At 62.7% G+C, this 21,097-nt stretch carries 14 protein-coding genes; 8 read left to right on the top strand and 6 right to left on the bottom strand.

What is annotated here, in order from left to right; translation table 11 throughout:
• Nucleotides 1–229: 229 nt before the first annotated feature.
• From PO860_RS17330 to PO860_RS17360, 7 genes are all read left to right on the top strand, one after another.
• On the top strand, nt 230–2,692 hold the full coding sequence (locus PO860_RS17330; RefSeq protein WP_183609496.1) for a glycogen/starch/alpha-glucan phosphorylase: 2,463 nt from the start codon (nt 230–232) through the stop codon (nt 2,690–2,692).
• On the top strand, nt 2,689–4,896 hold the full coding sequence (glgB, locus tag PO860_RS17335) for a 1,4-alpha-glucan branching protein GlgB (RefSeq protein WP_183609495.1): 2,208 nt from the start codon (nt 2,689–2,691) through the stop codon (nt 4,894–4,896). Before PO860_RS17330 ends, glgB begins: the two co-directional genes overlap by 4 nt.
• 19 nt (nt 4,897–4,915) lie before the next feature.
• Entirely contained in the window at nt 4,916–6,178 is a 1,263-nt protein-coding gene (glgC, locus tag PO860_RS17340) for a glucose-1-phosphate adenylyltransferase (protein ID WP_183609494.1), read from the top strand.
• Nucleotides 6,179–6,181: 3 nt separating this feature from the next.
• On the top strand, nt 6,182–7,624 hold the full coding sequence (gene glgA / locus PO860_RS17345; protein ID WP_183609493.1) for a glycogen synthase GlgA: 1,443 nt from the start codon (nt 6,182–6,184) through the stop codon (nt 7,622–7,624).
• A 6-nt stretch (nt 7,625–7,630) separates the two neighbouring features.
• Nucleotides 7,631–9,262 (top strand): alpha-D-glucose phosphate-specific phosphoglucomutase, encoded by a 1,632-nt coding sequence (locus PO860_RS17350; protein ID WP_183609492.1) that lies wholly within the window; start codon nt 7,631–7,633, stop codon nt 9,260–9,262.
• A gap of 12 nt (nt 9,263–9,274) precedes the next feature.
• On the top strand, nt 9,275–11,254 hold the full coding sequence (gene glgX / locus PO860_RS17355; protein ID WP_273884924.1) for a glycogen debranching protein GlgX: 1,980 nt from the start codon (nt 9,275–9,277) through the stop codon (nt 11,252–11,254).
• A gap of 90 nt (nt 11,255–11,344) precedes the next feature.
• A complete protein-coding gene (locus tag PO860_RS17360) occupies nt 11,345–11,833 on the top strand; it encodes a MaoC family dehydratase (protein ID WP_183609490.1) in 489 nt (162 codons plus the stop codon).
• 14 nt (nt 11,834–11,847) lie between these two features.
• On the opposite strand, the gene PO860_RS17365 is transcribed toward PO860_RS17360, so the two are convergent.
• The 5 genes from PO860_RS17365 to PO860_RS17385 all read right to left on the bottom strand — a co-directional run bounded on the left by PO860_RS17365 (nt 11,848) and on the right by PO860_RS17385 (nt 17,500).
• On the bottom strand, nt 11,848–12,249 hold the full coding sequence (locus PO860_RS17365) for a VOC family protein (protein WP_183609489.1): 402 nt from the start codon (nt 12,247–12,249) through the stop codon (nt 11,848–11,850).
• A gap of 45 nt (nt 12,250–12,294) precedes the next feature.
• Nucleotides 12,295–12,843 carry a sarcosine oxidase subunit gamma gene (locus tag PO860_RS17370; protein WP_183609488.1) on the bottom strand — a complete coding sequence of 183 codons (549 nt, stop codon included), beginning with the start codon at nt 12,841–12,843 and terminating at the stop codon, nt 12,295–12,297.
• Nucleotides 12,836–15,829: a sarcosine oxidase subunit alpha gene (locus PO860_RS17375; protein WP_273884923.1), complete on the bottom strand. Its 2,994-nt coding sequence runs from the start codon at nt 15,827–15,829 to the stop codon at nt 12,836–12,838. The genes PO860_RS17370 and PO860_RS17375 overlap by 8 nt, the downstream gene beginning before the upstream one ends.
• Nucleotides 15,826–16,167 (bottom strand): sarcosine oxidase subunit delta, encoded by a 342-nt coding sequence (locus tag PO860_RS17380; RefSeq protein WP_273884922.1) that lies wholly within the window; start codon nt 16,165–16,167, stop codon nt 15,826–15,828. The genes PO860_RS17375 and PO860_RS17380 overlap by 4 nt, the downstream gene beginning before the upstream one ends.
• A 79-nt stretch (nt 16,168–16,246) precedes the next feature.
• Complete coding sequence (locus PO860_RS17385) at nt 16,247–17,500, bottom strand: sarcosine oxidase subunit beta family protein (RefSeq protein WP_183609485.1); 1,254 nt, start codon at nt 17,498–17,500, stop codon at nt 16,247–16,249.
• A 295-nt stretch (nt 17,501–17,795) separates the two neighbouring features.
• Here PO860_RS17385 and PO860_RS17390 point away from each other — a divergent pair, with 295 nt between their 5' ends.
• Nucleotides 17,796–18,803 (top strand): FecR family protein, encoded by a 1,008-nt coding sequence (locus PO860_RS17390; protein ID WP_273881724.1) that lies wholly within the window; start codon nt 17,796–17,798, stop codon nt 18,801–18,803.
• Between the two features lie 6 nt (nt 18,804–18,809).
• Here PO860_RS17390 and PO860_RS17395 read toward each other — a convergent pair whose 3' ends face one another.
• On the bottom strand, nt 18,810–20,981 hold the full coding sequence (locus PO860_RS17395; protein WP_275038337.1) for a CHASE2 domain-containing protein: 2,172 nt from the start codon (nt 20,979–20,981) through the stop codon (nt 18,810–18,812).
• Nucleotides 20,982–21,097 lie beyond the last annotated feature (116 nt).

Below are 21,097 nucleotides of genomic sequence, written 5' to 3' on the forward strand. Positions count from 1 at the left end.
CCGGCGCGGCTTTTCGTTATCGCTGTCCCACGCATCAGATCGGGAAAAGTGATTGTAATCAATCCCCTCGAACCCGCTGATTATGAAGGTTTCGCAAATTTTTCGTTTGTCCAAATCCCTTGTTGCAAGTGCTTACTAACGATGCATAAACTGTCGCTGACACACGCGACAAATCGATTAGATCAGGCTTAACAGCCTGAAACCAAATTAAAATTGGCGAGATCTGACCATGAATACCGTTTCCAAGCCAGTTATCCCTTCTCCCGCCCCGCGCAGCTCAAGGCCGGAAATTCTCGCCGAGGAAATCATCGAACGCCTGACCTACCGCATCGGCAAGGATGCCAAGGTGGCAAAGCCGCATGACTGGCTGACGGCGACGATCCTGGTGGTCCGCGACCGCATCATCGATCGGTGGATGGCCTCCACCCGCGAGGTTTATGCAACCGGCGCCAAGCGCGTCTATTATCTTTCCCTCGAATTCCTGATCGGCCGCCTGATGCGCGACGCCGTCTCGAACCTCGGCCTGATGGAAGAGGTGCGCGATGCGCTTGCCTCGCTCGGCGTCGACGTCAACGTCATCGCCGGTCTTGAGCCGGATGCCGCGCTCGGCAATGGCGGCCTCGGCCGCCTGGCCGCCTGTTTCATGGAAAGCATGGCAACCGTCGACGTTCCGGCCTATGGCTACGGCATCCGCTATGTCCACGGCCTGTTCCGCCAGCAGATGGCCGACGGCTGGCAGGTGGAGCTGCCGGAGAACTGGCTCGCCCACGGCAATCCCTGGGAGTTCGAGCGCCGCGAGAGTTCCTATGAAATCGGCTTCGGTGGCGCCGTCGAATTCGTCACCACCCATGACGATCAGCCGCGCTACGTCTGGAAGCCGGCCGAGCGCGTCATTGCCGCCGCCTTCGACACACCGGCCGTCGGCTGGCGCGGCAAGCGCGTCAACACGCTACGCCTCTGGTCGGCGCAGCCGATCGATCCGATCCTGCTCGATGCCTTCAACGCCGGCGACCACATCGGCGCGCTGCGCGAAAGCAACAAGGCCGAAAGCCTGACCCGGGTTCTCTACCCCGCCGACGCCACGCCTGCGGGCCAGGAGTTGCGTCTACGCCAGGAGTTCTTCTTCTCGTCGGCCTCGCTGCAGGATATCCTTCGCCGCCATCTGCAGCAATATGACGATTTCACCTCGTTGCCTGATAAGGTGGCGATCCAGCTGAACGACACCCATCCCGCGGTCGCGGTCGCCGAACTCGTGCGCCTGCTCTGTGACGTACACGGCATGGATTTCGACCAGGCCTGGGACATCACCCGCCGCACCTTCTCCTACACCAACCACACGCTTCTGCCCGAAGCGCTGGAAAGCTGGCCGGTGCCGCTGTTCGAGCGCCTGCTGCCGCGCCACATGCAGATCGTCTACGCGATCAACGCCAAGATCCTGATCGATGCCCGCAAGGGCAAGAATTTCTCCGATGGGGAAATCCGCTCGATCTCGCTGATCGACGAAAGCGGCGATCGCCGCGTGCGCATGGGCAACCTCGCCTTCGTCGGCTCGCACTCGATCAACGGCGTCTCGGCGCTGCACACCGACCTGATGAAGGTCACGGTTTTTGCCGACCTGCACAAGCTCTATCCCGATCGCATCAACAACAAGACCAACGGCATCACGCCACGCCGCTGGCTGCAGCAATGCAATCCCGGTCTCACCGGCCTGATCCGCGAGGCGATCGGCGACGAATTCCTTGACGATGCCGAGAAGCTGACGCCGCTCGACAAGTTCGCCTCCGACCCGACCTTCCAGCAGAAATTCGCTGCGGTGAAGCGCGCCAACAAGGTGGCGCTCTCCAATCTCGTCGCCAGCCGCATGGGCGTCAAGCTTGATCCCTCGGCGATGTTCGACATCCAGATCAAGCGCATCCACGAATACAAGCGCCAGTTGCTGAACATTATCGAGGCCGTCGCGCTCTATGACCAAATCCGCTCGCATCCCGAGCTCGACTGGGTGCCGCGCGTCAAGCTCTTCGCCGGCAAAGCGGCGCCGAGTTATTACAATGCCAAGCTGATCATCAAGCTGATCAACGACGTCGCCCGCACGATCAACAACGACCCGTCGGTCCGCGGCCTGCTGAAGGTCGTCTTCGTGCCGAACTATAACGTCTCGCTCGCCGAAGTTATGGTTCCGGCCGCCGACCTCTCCGAGCAGATCTCGACCGCCGGCATGGAAGCATCCGGCACCGGCAACATGAAGTTCGGCCTCAACGGCGCGCTGACGATCGGCACGCTCGACGGCGCCAATGTCGAGATGCGCGACAATGTCGGCGAGGACAACATCGTCATCTTCGGCCTCAAGGCCGACGAGGTGTCGAAGGTCCGCAGCGACGGCCACAACCCCCGCGCCATCATCGAGGGGTCGCGCGAACTCGCGCAGGCGCTCGCCGCCATCGGCTCCGGCGTCTTCTCGCCCGATGACCGCAATCGCTACACGGCGCTGATCGACGGCATCTATTCGCATGACTGGTTCATGGTCGCCGCCGATTTCGACGCCTACGCCCAGGCTCAGCGCGAAGTCGACCAGATCTGGACCAACCAGTCCGCCTGGTACACCAAGACGATCAACAATACGGCGCGGATGGGCTGGTTCTCTTCCGACCGTACGATCAGGCAATATGCAGACGAAATCTGGAGAGCCGGATGAAAACGCCGAAAACCGTCCCTGAAGTAAAGCTTTCCTGGGAAATTTCGGCAGATGAAATCGCGGCGATCCTTGCCGGCTCGCATTCCAATCCCTTTGCCGTCCTCGGTGTGCACCAGGCCGGCGACGCCTTCGTCGCCCGCTGTTTCATTCCGGGCGCAGAGGAAGTGACCGCCATGACGCTCGACGGCGGCGTCATCGGTGAGCTGAAACAGCTCCATGCCGACGGCGTCTTCGCCGGCCCGGTTTCCCTCGTAAAGCTCCAGCCGGTGCGTTACCGCGCCCGGCGTGGCGATGCCGAATGGGCTGTTACCGACCCCTACAGCTTCGGTCCGGTACTCGGGCCGATGGACGATTATTTTGCCCGTGAGGGCTCGGACCTGCGCCTGTTCGACAAGATGGGCGCCCACCTCATCAAGCATGACGGCGCCCAGGGCATCCATTTCGCCGTCTGGGCCCCGAATGCGCAGCGCGTCTCCGTCGTCGGTGATTTCAACAATTGGGACGGCCGCCGCCACGTCATGCGCTTCCGCGCCGACAGCGGCATCTGGGAAATCTTTGCCCCTGATGTGCCGGTCGGCGTCGCCTACAAGTTCGAGATCCGCGGCAAGGATGGCGTATTGCTGCCGCTGAAGGCCGATCCATTCGCCCGCCGCAGCGAGCTGCGGCCGAAGACGGCCTCCATCACCGCTGCCGATCTGATACAGGACTGGGAGGACGAAGCCCATCTGAAGCACTGGCGCGAGACCGATAAGCGCCGCCAGCCTATCTCGATCTACGAGGTGCATGCCGCCTCATGGCAGCGCCGGCAGGACGGCACGATGCTTTCCTGGGACGAGCTTGCCTCCAGCCTCATCCCCTATTGCGCCGACATGGGCTTCACCCATATCGAATTCCTGCCGATCACCGAGCATCCCTATGACCCCTCCTGGGGTTACCAGACGACAGGCCTTTACGCACCGACCGCTCGTTTCGGCGAGCCGGAAGGCTTTGCCCGTTTCGTCAACGGCTGCCACAAGGTCGGCATCGGCGTCATCCTCGACTGGGTGCCGGCGCATTTCCCGACCGACGAGCACGGCCTCGGCTGGTTCGACGGCACGGCGCTCTACGAGCACGAAGACCCGCGCAAGGGATTCCACCCCGACTGGAGCACGGCGATCTACAATTTCGGCCGTACCGAGGTCGTTTCCTATCTCGTCAACAACGCGCTCTACTGGGCCGAGAAATTCCATCTCGACGGTCTGCGCGTCGATGCCGTCGCCTCGATGCTCTATCTCGACTATTCCCGCAAGCACGGCGAATGGATCCCGAACGAATATGGCGGCAACGAGAACCTCGAGGCGGTCCGCTTTCTCCAGGATCTCAATATCCGCATCTACGGCAATCATTCCAACGTCATGACCATCGCCGAGGAATCGACCTCCTGGCCGAAGGTCTCGCAGCCCGTGCATGAAGGCGGCCTCGGCTTCGGCTTCAAGTGGAACATGGGGTTCATGCATGACACGCTGAGCTATATGAAGCGCGATCCCATATACCGCGGACACCATCACAACGAGCTCACCTTCGGCCTGCTCTACGCCTATTCGGAAAATTTCGTGCTGCCGCTCTCGCATGACGAGGTCGTCCACGGAAAAGGCTCGCTGATTGCCAAGATGCCGGGCGACGACTGGCAGAAATTCGCCAATCTGCGCGCCTATTACGCCTATATGTGGGGCTATCCCGGCAAGAAGCTCTTGTTCATGGGCCAGGAATTCGCCCAGTGGAGCGAGTGGAGCGAGGAGAAGGCGCTCGACTGGAACCTGCTTCAGTATCGCATGCACGAGGGCATGCGGCGCCTGGTCCGCGACCTCAATTTCACCTATCGCAGCAAGCCGGCGCTGCATGAACGTGACTGCGAGGGCGAAGGCTTCGAATGGCTGGTCGCCGACGACCACCAGAATTCCGTCTTTGCCTGGCTGCGCAAGGCGCCGGGCCAGAAGCCGGTCGCCGTCATCACCAATTTCACCCCTGTCTACCGCGAGAACTACTCGATCCGCCTGCCGTCCGCAGGCCGCTGGCGGGAAATCCTGAACACCGATGCCGACATCTATGGCGGCAGCGGCAAGGGCAATGGCGGGCGCGTGCAGGCCGTCGATGCCGGCGGCAACATCACCTGCTCGATCACCTTGCCGCCCTTGGCGACAATCATGCTTGAACCTGAAAATTAGTGACTGGTGGGAGGAGAAAATGGTAGAAAAACGCGTTCAGCCACTTGCCCGCGATGCAATGGCTTATGTTCTGGCGGGCGGCAGGGGAAGCCGTCTCAAGGAACTCACCGACCGGCGTGCCAAGCCCGCCGTCTATTTCGGCGGCAAGGCCCGCATCATCGATTTCGCCCTATCGAACGCCCTGAATTCCGGCATCCGCCGCATCGGCGTCGCCACGCAATACAAGGCGCATTCGCTGATCCGCCACATGCAGCGCGGCTGGAACTTCTTCCGCCCCGAGCGCAACGAGAGCTTCGACATCCTGCCCGCCAGCCAGCGCGTCTCCGAGACGCAATGGTATGAAGGCACCGCCGACGCCGTCTATCAGAACATCGACATCATCGAGGATTACGGTGTCGAATACATGGTCATTCTCGCCGGCGACCACGTCTACAAGATGGACTATGAATGGATGCTGCAGCAGCACGTCGATTCCGGCGCCGACGTCACCATCGGCTGCCTGGAAGTGCCGCGCATGGAAGCGACCGGATTCGGCGTCATGCATGTCAACGACAAGGACGAGATCATCGCCTTCGTCGAGAAGCCGGCCGATCCGCCGCCCATTCCCGACAAGCCGGATTTCGCCCTCGCCTCGATGGGCATCTACGTCTTCCACACCAAGTTCCTGCTCGATGCGCTGCGCCGCGACGCCGCCGACCCGACATCGAGCCGCGATTTCGGCAAGGACATCATCCCCTATATCGTCGAACACGGTAAGGCGGTCGCCCACCGCTTCGCCAAGTCCTGCGTCCGTTCCGATTTCGAGCACGAGCCCTACTGGCGCGACGTCGGCACGATCGACGCCTATTGGCAGGCCAATATCGACCTGACGGCGATCGTTCCGGAGCTCGACATCTACGACAAGTCCTGGCCGATCTGGACCTATGCCGAGATCACCCCGCCGGCGAAATTCGTCCATGACGACGAGGATCGCCGCGGCTCGGCCACCTCCTCCGTCGTGTCGGGCGACTGCATCATCTCGGGCGCCAGCCTCAACAACAGCCTGCTCTTTACCGGTGTCAGGGCCAACTCCTTCTCCAAATTGGAAGGAGCGGTCATCCTGCCGAACGTGAAGATCGGGCGGCGCGCGCAGCTCAAGAATGTCGTGATTGACCATGGCGTCGTCATTCCGGAAGGCCTTGTTGTCGGCGAGGATGCCGAGCTCGACGCCAAGCGTTTCCGGCGGACGGAAAGCGGCATCTGCCTGATCACCCAACCGATGATCGACAAGCTGGATATCTGACTTATGAAAGTTCTTTCGGTTTCGTCCGAAGTCTTCCCTCTGATCAAGACAGGGGGCCTGGCCGATGTCTCAGGCGCCCTGCCGATTACCCTGAAAGCCTTCGGGGTCGAGACCAAGACCCTTCTGCCCGGCTATCCCGGCGTCATGAAGGTCATTCGCGACCCCGTCGTCAGGCTCGAATTCCCCGACCTGCTCGGTGAGCGGGCGACCGTGCTGGAAGTTGAGCACGAGGGCCTCGATCTGCTCATCCTCGATGCGCCGGCCTATTACGACAGGCCGGGCGGTCCCTATCTCGATCCGCTCGGCAAGGACTATCCCGACAACTGGCGGCGTTTCGCCGCGCTATCGCTCGCCGCCTCCGAGATCGCTGCCGGTCTGCTGCCCGGCTGGCGGCCGGATCTCGTCCACACCCACGACTGGCAGGCGGCGCTGACCTCGGTCTATATGCGCTATTATCCGACGCCGGAACTGCCGAGCGTGCTGACCATCCACAACATCGCCTTCCAGGGCCAGTTCGGTTCCGAGATCTTTCCCGGCCTGCGGCTGCCCGCCCACGCCTTTTCCACTGAAAGCATCGAATATTACGGCACTGTCGGCTTCCTCAAGGGCGGCCTGAAGACCGCCCATGCGATCACCACGGTCAGTCCGACCTATGCCGACGAGATCCTGACGCCGGAATTCGGCATGGGGCTCGAGGGCGTCATCGCCAGCCGCATCGACGATCTGCACGGCATCGTCAACGGCATCGACACCGATATCTGGAACCCGGCGACCGATCCTGTGGTCCACACCCATTATGGTGCGACGACGCTGAAGAGCCGTGAGGAGAACCGACGCTCGATCGCCGAATTCTTCCATCTCGACAATGACGATGCCCCGATCTTCTGCGTCATCAGCCGTCTCACCTGGCAGAAGGGCATGGATATCGTCGCCAACGTCGCTGACGAAATCGTCGCCATGGGCGGCAAGCTCGTCGTGCTCGGCTCCGGCGAAGCAGCACTTGAAGGCGCGCTGCTCGCCTCCGCCAGCCGCCATCCCGGCCGCATCGGCGTCTCGATCGGCTATAACGAGCCGATGTCGCATCTGATGCAGGCCGGCTGCGACGCGATCATCATTCCGTCGCGCTTCGAACCCTGCGGCCTGACCCAGCTCTACGGCCTGCGTTACGGCTGCGTGCCGATCGTCGCCCGCACCGGCGGGCTGAACGACACGGTGATCGACGCCAATCACGCCGCACTTGCGGCGAAAGTGGCAACCGGCATACAATTCTCACCCGTGACGGAAACGGGCATGCTACAGGCAATCCGCCGTGCGATGCATTTTTACGCGGACCGAAAACTCTGGACCCAATTGCAAAAGCAAGGCATGAAATCGGATGTCTCCTGGGAGAAGAGCGCCGAACGCTACGCTGCCCTCTATTCAAGCCTCGTCTCGAAAGGCATGTGACCTAAAATGATCAAGTCCGTACCCACCACGCCCTATCTGGACCAGAAACCCGGCACGTCGGGACTGCGCAAGAAGGTTCCGGTCTTTCAGCAGCCGAACTATGCCGAGAACTTCATCCAGTCGATCTTCGATTCGCTGGAAGGTTATCAGGGCAAGTGCCTCGTCATCGGCGGCGACGGACGTTACTACAATCGCGAAGTCATCCAGAAGGCGATCAAGATGGCCGCCGCCAACGGCTTCGGCAAGGTCATGGTCGGCAAGGGCGGCATTCTGTCGACGCCGGCCGCCTCCCACATCATCCGCAAATACAAGGCTTTCGGCGGCATCATCCTCTCCGCAAGCCACAATCCCGGCGGCCCGACCGAAGATTTCGGCATCAAATACAACATCAACAATGGCGGCCCGGCGCCGGAAAAGATCACCGACGCGATGTATGCGCGTTCCAAGACGATCGACAGCTACAAGATCGCCGATTTCGCCGACGTCAACCTCGATCGCATCGGCAAGGACGAACTTCCCGGCGGCATGATCCTCTCGGTCATCGACCCGGTCGAGGACTATGCCGCACTGATGGAGGAACTGTTCGATTTCGGCGCCATCCGCAATCTGATCAGCCTCGGCTTCCGCATTGCCTTCGATGGAATGAGCGCCGTCACCGGTCCCTATGCCAAGGAAATCTTCGAAAATCGTCTCGGCGCTCCCTTGGGCTCGGTGCGCAACTTCATGCCGCTGCCGGATTTCGGCGGTCATCATCCCGACCCGAACCCGGTTCACTGCAAGGAACTCTTCGATGAGATGATGGGCGATGACGCGCCCGATTTCGGCGCCGCGTCCGACGGCGACGGCGACCGCAACCTGATTATCGGCCGCGACATCTTCGTCACCCCCTCCGACAGCCTGGCGATTCTTGCCGCCAACGCCAATCTCGCCCCCGGCTATTCCGGCGGTCTCGCCGGCATAGCCCGTTCGATGCCGACATCGGGTGCGGCCGACCGCGTCGCCGAAAAACGCGGCATCGGCATGTACGAGACGCCGACCGGCTGGAAGTTCTTCGGCAATCTGCTCGACGCCGGCATGGCGACGATCTGCGGCGAAGAAAGCTCCGGCACCGGCTCCAGTCACGTCCGCGAAAAGGACGGCCTCTGGGCGGTGCTGCTGTGGCTGAACATTCTTGCCGTGCGCGGCGAGAGCGTCGTCGATATCGTCACCCAGCACTGGCAGACCTATGGCCGCAACTATTATTCGCGCCACGATTACGAAGGCCTCGACACCGATGCGGCGAACGGTCTTGTGGACAATCTCCGCAGCCAGCTTTCCACCCTGCCCGGCAAGAGCTTCGGCAGCCTGAAGGTCGAGAAGGCCGACGACTTCGCCTATCACGATCCGATCGACAAATCGGTGAGCGAGCATCAAGGCATCCGCATCCTGTTCGAAGGCGGTTCCCGCGTTGTCTTCCGCCTGTCCGGCACCGGCACGTCTGGCGCAACCTTGCGCGTCTATATCGAGCGTTACGAGCCGGATTCGACTCGCCACAACATCGAAACGCAGGAAGCGCTCGCCGATCTGATCGCGGCCGCCGAAAGCATTGCCAGCATTCGGGAACGCACGGGACGCAACGCGCCAACCGTGATCACCTGATCCGGGGGGAACATGCGGGGGTCCAGTTCGGCGCAAAGCGGCGCGATCGTCTTCGAGACCGGCGTCGAATTTGCCGTGTGGTCGCATGATGCCGCACAGATCGAACTCTGCCTCTTCGACGATGACGGCAACAGGGAATTCGCGCGCCTGCCGATGGCGTGCGACAGCAACCACACCCATCGTCTCTTCGTCGACGGGCTGAAGCAGGGCGCGCGCTACGGCTATCGCGCCGACGGTATCTACGCGCCGGACAACGGCCTCTGGTTTGACCCCTCCAAACTGCTGATCGACCCCTACGCCAAAGAGATCGACCGGCCGTTCCGCTACGATCCCCGTCTCGGCATCTATGGCGAGGACAGCAAGGATCTGATGCCGAAGGCGATCGTCACCACCGATACCCCAGCCGCAATCGGCAAGCCGCTCTTCAAACCGGGCGGCTTTATTTATGAGGTGGCGGTACGGCCCTTCACCATTCTCCATTCCGATGCGCCGGAGGCAGAGCGCGGCACGGTCGCAGCCCTTGCCCATCCCTCCGTCGTCGCTCACCTGAAGCGGATCGGTGTCGACGCCGTCGAACTGATGCCGATCACCGCCTGGATCGACGAGCGCCACTTGCCGCCGCTCGGCCTCACCAACGGCTGGGGCTACAATCCGGTCGCCTTCATGGCGCTCGATCCGCGGCTGGCGCCGGGCGGCATGGAGGAACTGCGAAAAACGGTCGCCGCTCTCCACGCCGAAGGCATCGCCGTCATCCTCGATCTCGTCTTCAACCATACCGGCGAGAGCGACCGTTACGGAACGACGCTGTCGCTGCGCGGTCTCGACAACCTGCATTATTACCGCCACGCCCAGAATGGGCCGGGTGAACTCGTCAACGACACCGGCACCGGCAACACGCTCGCCTGCGATCATCCTCAGGTCCGACGTCTGATCATCGACAGCCTGCGCCATTTCGTGCTGAACGCCGGCGTCGACGGCTTTCGCTTCGATCTCGCCCCGGTGCTCGGCCGCACCGCGACTGGCTTCGAACGCGACGGCGGAACGCTTGCCGCGATCCTGGCCGACGACGTGCTTGCCGACCGGATCATGATCGCCGAGCCCTGGGATATCGGCCCGGGCGGCTACCAGCTCGGCAATTTCCCCAGTGCCTTCCTCGAATGGAACGACCGGGTTCGCGACGATCTGCGCTGCTACTGGCGCGGCGACGACTGGAAGACCGGCGCGCTGGCCACCGCCCTTGCCGGCTCCTCCGACATCTTCTCCCGCAACGACGGCCGAGAGACGCGCAGCGTCAATTTCCTCGCCGCCCATGACGGCTTCACGCTGACCGATCTCGTCTCCTACGCCGGAAAGCACAATGACGCCAATGGGGAGTACAATCGTGACGGCCACAACGAGAACCATTCCTGGAACAACGGTGTCGAAGGGGAAACCGTCTATCCCTCGATCCGCAAGCGTCGCAAAGACGACGTGATGGCGCTGATATCGACGCTCTTTGCCACCCGCGGCAGCATCATGCTGACGGCGGGCGACGAGGGCGGCCGCAGCCAGCACGGCAACAACAATGCTTATTGCCAGGACAACGAGATCACCTGGCTGGAGTGGAAGGCATTGGACGAGGATCTCGTTGCCCATACCGCCTTCGTCGCAGGACTGCGCCGCCGCTTCACGGTCTTCTCCGAAACGGGCTTCCTGTCAGGAAATGGCGATGTCGAATGGATTTCGCTCTCCGGCGAGCCGATGACCGTTGCCGAATGGGAGACGCCGTCGCTTTCCACCCTCGGCATGCTGCTGTCAACCGGCGACCGTGCCTCGCGTGGCAGGCAGACCCGGCTCGGCGTGCTCGTCAACCGTTCGGGCGACCGCCAATTTTTCACCCTCCCATCCGGGGCTGAGACCGGCTGGCGCCAGCTGGCACCGGATGGAGCGAAGGAAATCGGCGACCGCGCGACCGTCGAGCCACGTTCCGTCGCATTTTTTGTAGAAAATTGACTGCCTCCCCTCGCTGGCGCAAATCCTTGTCGCAATCGTCACAAATGCACGATAAGGCTTGGCCGCGGCGGCTTGTTTCACGAGGAATGCATGGGCACGGAAATTTCACTCTCCGACGTGCGGGGATTGATCGGCATGGAAACGGGCCTTTCGGATTGGGTCACCGTCGACCAGACAATGATCGACGCCTTCGCGGCGGCGACCGACGACCATCAATTCATTCACGTTGATCCCGCACGCGCGGCGGCCGAGAGTCCGTTCGGCGGCACCATCGCCCACGGCTTCCTGACATTGTCTCTGCTGTCGACGATGAACTACAACTGCCTGCCGAAAGTGCGCGAGCAGACCATGGGCATCAACTACGGTTTCGACCGAGTCCGCTTCATGACGCCGGTGAAAAGCGGCGCCCGCGTCCGCGGCCGCTTCCTGCTCTCCGACGCCCGATTCCGCGGCGCCGGCATGTTGATGACCACCTATGACGTGACCATCGAAATCGAAAACGAGAAGAAGCCGGCGCTGACGGCAAAATGGATCACCATCATCCAATTCGACCCGAAGGACCGCCCGGAGGACGTGTAAGCACAACGCTGCTCTTATTGCTCCGGCGAATTGAAGACCGCTTCAAGAGCGTGTCCGTCCGGATCGATGACGAAGGCGGCATAATAATGCTCGCCGTAATGGGGCCGCAGACCGGGACCGCCGTTGTCACGGCCGCCATGCGCGATGGCCGCCGCATGAAATCGATCGACCGCCGCTCGGCTTGGCGCGGCAATGGCCAGATGAAAGCCCGGACCGGGCGGACATTGGCCCTCCGGCCGATGCTTGATCGCCAGCTTGTCTCCGCCGCCGGGAGGCCCGTAGCCGACCGCCTGCCCTGTTTGCCCCGGCCGGATATCGTCCCAGACCCTGACATAACCGAGCGCGGCGAAGGCAGCATCGTAAAATGCCGCCGATCGCTCGATATCGGAAACGCCGAGGGAAGCATGATGCAGCATCCACTTATCCCTTGAACAGACGACTATGCAGGAATTGCCCCGGCCTCAATGTCCCGCATCACCGGCCGCTTCGGCCAGCAGCCCGAAGACATAGTCGGAAAACGACCGCCAGCATTCCACCCGGAACGTATCCTCCTCCGTGCGGAGAAGGACGATCTCCGCCTTGCCGAGAATGGTGCGCGACGCGGCGCCGACCGGAAAGGAAGAAAGCGACAGATCCTGCGGGCAGCCGGCCGCAAGTGTGGTTTCGGCGCCCGGTCCCGAGACGATGATCGCGACATTGCGGTGGGAAACGTCGGTCGCCGAATGCAGCGCTCCGGCGCCGGCAAATACTGCCATCAGGTCGGCGCCGGCCTCATCGATGACAAGCCACTCATCCGGCCCGATCCAGAGCGCCGATCGGGCACCGGCCCGGCCCGATGTCTTCGGGGCGGTCGGCACGGACAAGCCGAGAGCGGAGGAAAGTGCTGCAAGCGATTCCGCCGGCGCGCGCAGCGCCACCCGGCTGGCAGCGGGTGCGGTCGTCAGTCGCACCGTTGCGGAGCCGCCGAGACGGCCGGCAAGCGCCGGTTTGCGAATTGCGACATCAGCCATGGATGCGGCCCCCTTCCTTGTCAAAGAATACCAGATCCGTCACTTCGACGGCGATCGTCCGATCCGGCATCGGTACATACAGCGTCTCGCCCATCCGCGCCCGGCCGCCGGCGACCAGCGCAAAGGCGATCGACCTGTCGCAATTGTCCGACCAATAGGCTGACGTGACGTGGCCGAGCATGGTCATCGGCTTCGGCTCGTTCGGGTTCGCGACAATCTGCGCGCCTTCTTCGAGCACCAGCTTTGGATCCTTGGTGACGAGGCCGACCAGCTGCTTGCGCCCGTCCTTGACGAGATCCGGCCGCTTCAGCCCGCGAATGCCGACGAAATCGGTCTTTTTCTTCGAAACCGCCCAGGAAAGTCCGGCGTCATCGGGGGTTACGGTTCCATCGGTATCCTGCCCGACGATGATGTAACCCTTCTCGGCGCGAAGCACGTGCATCGTCTCCGTACCGTAGACGCAGGCGCCGAGCGGTTCGGCATTGGCCCAGACCGCTTCGAGCACCGACTGACCGTAATCGGCCGGCACGTTGATTTCGAAGCCGGTCTCGCCGGTGAAGGAGACGCGGAAGAGCCGCGCCGGCACGCCACAGACCGTGCACTCGGCAACGCTCATATGCGGGAAGGCCTCGTTCGAAAGATCGAGCCCTTCGACAAGCGGCGCAACGATCTCGCGCGCCTTCGGTCCCTGCACGGCGATGACGGCCCATTGTTCGGTCACCGAGGTCAGCCAGACCTTCAGATCCGGGAATTCCGTCTGCAGGTAGTCTTCCATGTGATGCAGAACGCGCGGCGCGCCGCCGGTCGTCGTCGTCACATGGAAACGGTCGTCCGCCAGGCGTCCGACGACGCCGTCGTCATAAACGAAGCCGTCCTCGCGGGTCATGATGCCGTAGCGGGCTTTGCCGGGCTTCAACGTGTCCCAGGCATTGGTGTAGATGAGGTTGAGGAACTTCGCCGCATCCGGACCCACCACCTCGATCTTGCCGAGCGTCGAGGCGTCGAAGATGCCGGCCGACTCGCGTGCCGTCCGGCATTCGCGGGCAACCGCCTGATGCATGGTCTCGCCGGCCCGCGGATAGAACCAGGCGCGCTTCCAGTTGCCGACATCCTCGAAAACAGCGCCATGGGCTTCTTCCCAATCATGCAGCGGCGTCTTGCGTGTCGGATCGAACAGCTCTCCGCGCGAGTGGCCGATCAGCGTGCCGTAGGTGACCGGCGTATAGGGCGCACGGAAAGTGGTGAGCCCGACCTGCGGGATTTCCTTGCCGAGCATTTCGGCGGCAATCGCCAGGCCGTGCATATTGGACAGCTTGCCCTGGTCCGAGGCCATGCCGTTGGTCGTGAAGCGCTTGATATGCTCGATCGAATGCATGCCCTCGCGCACGGCAAGGCGGATATCCTTGGCACAGACGTCGTGCTGGAAATCGATGAAGGCCTTGGCGTTGGTCTTCGGGCCGGCGCCCTCGGCGGCACCGATCATGCCGCCCGTCCAGTCATAGGCTTGCTCGGCCGAAATTGCGATCTTCTCGCCACCGCTTTTGCCGGTGGCCTGCGCCATCAGCTCGCCGGCAGCAAGCGATTCCTCGATCGTCCGCTGGAGGTCGTCGGTGCCGTTGCAGGCGCCGACCGAGAGGCAGTCCTGCGCATAGGAGCCGGGCAGGAAGCGCTGGCTTTCGGCATCGAAGGCCACTTTGCCGCGCGACTGCGAGAACAGATGCACGGACGGCGTCCAGCCGGCCGAAACCAGCAGCGCATCGACCGCAATCTTGCGCAGCGAGCCGCCGCCGTTGCGCGCCACCGTCATCGATGAGATGCGCAGCCGCCCCGCCGTGTTGACGACCGACTGGCCTGTGAGAACATCAATGCCAAGCGCACGCGCCTCTTCCAGCACCGCCGCTCCCGGCGCCTGCCGGCTATCGACGATGGCGGCGATCGAAACACCGGCTCGTTTCAGATCGAAAGCCGCTTCATAGGCCGAGTCATGCGCCGTGTAGATGCCGACCTTGGTCCCGACCGCGACGCCGTAATGATTGAGATACATCCGTCCTGCCGAGGCGAGCATGATGCCGGGCCGGTCGTTGTTCGGAAATACCATGTGCCGCTCGATCGCGCCGGTGGCGAGGATCACCCGCTTGGCCCGGACCTGCCACAAGCGCTCGCGCGGCAGATCGTGGGAAGGCTTGGCGATATGATCGGTGACGCGCTCGGCAAGACCGACGAAATTGTGGTTGTAGTAGCCGAAGGCGGTCGTGCGGGTGAGCACGTCGACATTGTCCATCGCCTTCAACTGCGCCACGGCCTTCTGTGCCCAGGTATAGCCGTCCTGTCCGTCGATCGTCACGCCGGCATCGTAGCGCAATGCGCCGCCCGCTTCCGCCTGCTCGTCGCAGAGGATCACCTTGGCGCCGGTCCCGGCCGCGGCCAGCGCTGCCGAAAGCCCGGCAATACCGGCGCCGACCACCAGCACGTCACAATGGGCGTAGCGGCTGGCATAATGGTCGGGATCCTCCTCCGTCGGCGCAACGCCGAGGCCGGCGGCGCGACGGATGATCGGTTCGTAGACGTGTTTCCAGGCGGCACGCGGCCACATGAAGGTCTTGTAATAGAAGCCGGCGGCGAAGAACGGCGACATCAGATTGTTGACCGCGCCGATATCGAAGGCCAGCGACGGCCAGCGATTCTGCGAGCTGACGATCATGCCGTCGAAGACTTCCTGCACCGTGGCGCGCACGTTCGGCTGCTTGCGCGCCGTATCGCGGGCGACGTCGATCAGCGCGTTCGGCTCCTCGGCCCCCGCCGACAGGATGCCGCGGGCCCGGTGATATTTGAACGAACGCCCCACAAGGTGCACGCCATTGGCGATCAGCGCCGAAGCGACGGTGTCGCCTTCGAGCGCCGTATAGGTCTGGCCGTCGAAGCTGAAGCGCGCGGTCCTGGCCGGGGTCAGGCGCCCCTTGCCGACGATACGATTTGCGCCGCTCATTGCGCCTCTCCTTCCACGGCTTCATATGTCTCGACAGGCCCATGCTGCTGGGCTGCAGCCCCGATCTCCGGCTTCGGCTCACCCGCCTCGTAGGTCATGATGAACTTGTCGGTCACGGTATCGCGCGCCGCATTGAAGAAGCGTCCGCAGCCGTGAATATGCCGCCACCGTTCGAAGATCAGCCCCTTCGGATTGTCGCGCAAAAAGAAATAGGCTTCGAATTCCTCGTCCGAGATCGAGGCGATATCGGTGGGCCGCGCGATATGCGCGTCACCCGCGCCACGGAATTCGAGCTCGGAGCGCTCTTCCTGACAGTATGGGCAATGGATCAGCAGCATGTAAGTCTCCCGGCGCATAGGGTCGGTGCAACGGGGAACGTAACGCTCCCCCACAAAATCTCGGCCATAATGAACGTCATCAGTGCGCCACCGCCGCCGCCGCCGCTTCGTCGATCAGCCGGCCGGTGCGGAAACGCTCCAGCGTCAGCCCGGCATTGAACTTGTGCGGCTCGTCGCGGGCGATCAGATGCGCGAAGAGATTGGCCGAGCCCGGCGTCGCCTTAAAGCCGCCGGTGCCCCAGCCGCAATTGACGTAAAGCCCGGGAACCGGTGTCTTCGACTGGATCGCCGAACGGTCCGGCGTATTGTCGACGATGCCGCCCCATTGCCGCATCATCTTGACGCGCCGGAACATCGGGAAGAGTTCGCAGATAGCGTCGAGCGTGTGCGTGATGATCTGCAGCCCGCCCGTCTGGGAATAGGAATTATACTGGTCGGTGCCGGCGCCGATGACGAGCTCTCCCTTGTCGGACTGGGAGATATAGGCATGCACCGTGTTCGACATGACGACGCAGGGAAAGATCGGCTTCAGCGGCTCGGAGACCAGCGCCTGCAGCGGGCTCGACTGCAGCGGCACGCGCACGTCGGCCATGTTCATGATGGTCGTCGTATGGCCGGCTGCCGACACGGCGACCTTTTTAGCGCCGATGAAGCCGCGCGAGGTCTCGACCCCGGTCACCCGTCCGTCGGGGCCGCGGCGGATGCCGGTCACTTCGCAATTCTGGATAATGTGCACCCCGCGGTCCGAGGCCGCCCGCGCATAACCCCAGGCGACCGCGTCATGCCGCGCCGTGCCGCCGCGCCGCTGCAGTGCCGCCCCGTTGATCGGGTAGCGCGCGCTGGCCGAGATGTCGAGCGGTGGACAATAGGCCTTCGCCTGCTCCGGCGTCAGCCATTCATTGTCGATGCCGTAGAGCCGGTTGGCATGGATATGCCGCTTGAAGGACTGCTGGTCGTGAATATTGTGCGAGAGCATCATCACGCCGCGCGGCGAATACATCACATTGTAATTGAGCTCCTGGGAAAGCCCTTCCCAGAGCTTCATCGAATGCTCGTAAATGTGCATGCTCTCTTCGTAGAGATAATTCGAGCGGATGATGGTGGTGTTGCGGCCGGTATTGCCGCCGCCGAGCCAGCCCTTTTCGATCACCGCCACATTGGTGATGCCGTGCTCCTTGGCGAGATAATAGGCAGCACCCAGCCCGTGGCCGCCGGCGCCGACGATAACGACGTCGTATTCGGCGCGTGGCTCCGGCGAAGTCCACTGCTTCTCCCAGCCCTTGTGGCCACGAAGGGCCTCCCTCGCCACGGCAAAAACCGAATATTTCCGCATCCGCCTTCTTCTCCTTCGGGAAAGGGCTGTTCTCCGTGCCCATACAAATCGCAAATCCAAATGCGGCACAACGGCTCTTTTGCGACGCGTAAGAGCTTTGCTTTTGACACTAAACGACATGCCGCCGAAAAGCGCGCGGTTTCGGGCGGCATCGTGCCGTGCCTCCGAAGGCCGTTCGCCAGGATGAGGCAACTGACCTTTCCCGGGCCGCCGACCCGCTCCTAGCCCAAGTGGGCGAGAAGACAAGCAGTTACTAAAATGTTAATCCACCCTATGTTCCCGGGGTTGTTGTATCATGTGGGGTCGGCGTTCATTACTCCAGGCGCTTTGCATAGTGGTGGGCGCGCAACCGGCACTTGCCGCCGAGCCGGTCGGCCAAGCCGTCCTGATCAAGACGGAGGTGACGGGACAGAGCGGCCCGATCGAGGTCGACACCAGCGTTCATCGCAACGAGCGCATCAAGACATCCCCATCCGGGCTTGGCCAGTTCCTGTTTCGTGACGGCACGAAGCTTGCGGTCGGCTGGGGTTCATCGGTCGTGATCGACAAATATGTCTTCGATGATTCCCAATCGGTCAAGAAGCTCACCATCAGGGCGGCAAAGGGGACATTCCGCTGGGTGAGCGGCAGTTCCAACTCCTCGGCCTACCAGATCCTCACGCCCGCCGGCACGATCGGCGTGCGCGGCACCGCTTTCGATTTTTACGTCGGTCCGGATGGCACGACCGCCGTCGTTCTGTTGAATGGCGCGGCCCAGTTTTGCGGTCCTGGCGGCTGCCGGCAGTTGCAGCAGCGCTGCGATTGCGTGGTGGCCAAGCCGAACGGCAATATGTCGGCAGCACGCCGGGTCGATCCCAGTGTTCTCGAGACGCTCGGGAATCCCCGCGCCCTCCCTTTCCTCTCCGGCAATCAGCGGCTTGCAGGCGGTATCGGCATGCTCGGCGGCTGTAATATGGCGTCAGTCGCGCCGGAAAGAAAAGACAGACAACGGCCTCCGCCGGCGATTGCGCCCGCTCCGCAAAGGCAGGACCCGCCACAGAAGCAGGCCGAGCCGCAAAAGGAGCGGCCGACCAAGCCCGACAAGCCGCATCACGATAGGCCGCATCACGATAGGCCGTATCATGACACGCCGGATAGGCCTGACAAGCATGAGGGCCATGGCCGCCATGACGATGACGGAAAGCCGGGAAATCACGGCGAGGATCATCGCGGCCACGACCGCGACCATCATGGACATCGCGATCGCGATCATGACAACGATCGGAGCCACGACATGGGGCGGAATTTCAACCGCGGCCGTTGAGGCCTATCAGTCGGCGGCGCTCTTCTCGATCACCTCCGGCACCTCGCGGAAATGATCGGTCCTGCCGGATATGCGCTGGTAGAATTCCGTCAGAGCGCCGGTCACCTGCACCGCCCTCAGCTTTGCCGTACCGATAAGCTTCCGGCTGTTCCGCGAATGCGATTGCAGGGCCTGCATCAACTGTCGATGAATGACTTCGAGCGCGGCGAATTCCTGGGATGCCGCCACCCGTTCATCGCCGACAACAGCAAGGATCTGCGTCCGGCTGCTCTTCCCCTTGAGCGGAAGGGCTCCCGCCTCGATCAGCGCCATTCCCCGCACTGACCGTGCCGTGCTGTCGGAGATGAGGATATCGAAGCCGACTTCCTTGCAGCATGACTCGATGCGGGCCGCGATGTTGACGGCATCGCCGACCGCCGAATAGTTGAAGCGGGTCTTGGCGCCCATATTGCCGACGCAGGCAAGGCCGGTATGGATGCCGATGCCGATGCCAACCTCCTGCTCGGGCCCGAAGCCGAAGGCATCGCCGGCGTTCAATTCGGCGAGCGTTTCACGCATGGCAAGTGCGGCGCGAACCGCCTTGGTTGCGTGATCGGCCACATCGACGGGCGCATTCCAGAAGGCCATGATCGAATCGCCGATGAACTTGTCGAGCGTGCCTTCATTGGCCACAACATGGCGGCTCAGCGCATCGAGCAGGGTGTTGAGGAACGCGACGACATCCGTCGGCGCCAGCCGCTCGCTGATTTCGGTGAAGCTCCTGACATCGACGAACATCACCGTCAGCTCGCGGTCGTCGCCGCCGAGGCGCAATGCATCGCGGGTATGCTCGATGCGATGGAGCAGCGATGGAGAAAGATATTGCCCGAAGGCGCGCCGCACCGCTCGCCGCTCCCGGTCGATCACCAGGATTCGGAACGAAGTCGCGGCAAAATGGATGATCGATCCGCTGACGATCGGCGCCAGCGGGTCGAAAAGGAGCCCCGCATAGAGAAACGACAACCAGGATGCCAAAAGTGCCATTGCCGTAATCAGCAGGCCGCAGATCAGCGCGACCGCCGGGCTGACGAAGGTCGTCACCACGACGAGCAGGCATCCGAGTACGGCAATCATCAGGATTTCCAGCCCGTCCGCCCAGTCCGGCCGCGACAGGAACTGGCCGGAGAGGATCTGCTCGACCGCCTGCGCATGCAGCGAAACGCCGGGAACATTCTCGCCGAGTGCGGTGACGCGAATGTCCTGCAGGCCGGCCGCCGATGTGCCGACGAAGACGATGCTGCCGTCGATGGCGGCCGCGACCTCGGGAGAGGCCCCTTCGGCCGCAAGCACCTGCCGGGCGGATATGTAGCGCTCAGCCCGGTCGGGGCTGACATAGAGCCAAAGTTCGCCCGCAGCCGTCAGCGGCACGACGAAATCCCCGATCTTTACCGATGCCATGATGCCGGCGCGATCGGGCGCGCCTGACAAGACATAGGTCGATACTCCCTGCGCGACGCGAAGAGCTTCGATGGCGAGATTGGGATAGAGCTGCTGGCCGTCGGTCAGGAAGAGCGGCACCGCCCGCACCACCGGCGAGGGGTTGCCGGGATTGAGGCTGATATGGCCGAGCCCCGCCGCATTGGCCTCCAATTGCGGCCTGAGCGGCGTCGAGGCGCCGAGATAGGGAGGAGCCGAGACAGGGCTTTCGCCTGTGAAGGCGAAACCCGCCTTCACAGGCGGCCGGTATTTGCCCTCGTTGGAAAGGCCAAAGCCGAGGACGACAGGCTTCTCGGCAATCGAGCGGGCGAATATCTCATCATTGTCAGGCAATTTCCTAGCAAGGGAAGGATCGACGCCCGCGACCTCGCGGACGACATTGCGCGGCGACAGCCGGTCCGGCTCGGCGAAAAGAATGTCGAAGGCGATGGCCGAAGCGCCCATTTGAGAAAGCCGGTCCACCAGCAGCGCCATCCGGTCCCGCGGCCATGGCCATTGGCCGAATTCGCGCAGGGAAGCTTCGTCGATGTCGATCACCCGGACAGGCATCGGTTCGAAGGTCCTCGGAACCAGCCGCTGATATTCGTCGAACGTCACGCCGCGGATCAGCTTGAAAATCCCGGGATCGCCTGCCCGCAGGACCGTGAGCAGAGCCACGATCGCCAGGCCGATAACGACACCGATTTGCTGCGCGCGCGTCATCATCTCTCCACGCGTCCCCTCCCTCGGCCGACCGAGTAGAGCGGCCCGCATCTGCCGACGGACAGGCTACGCCGCTTTCGGTCCGAACGCCATTCGCACATGCTTCGCAGCACGCT

This window comes from Rhizobium binxianense (assembly GCF_028994275.1).
Classification (GTDB): Bacteria; Pseudomonadota; Alphaproteobacteria; order Rhizobiales; family Rhizobiaceae; genus Rhizobium; species Rhizobium binxianense.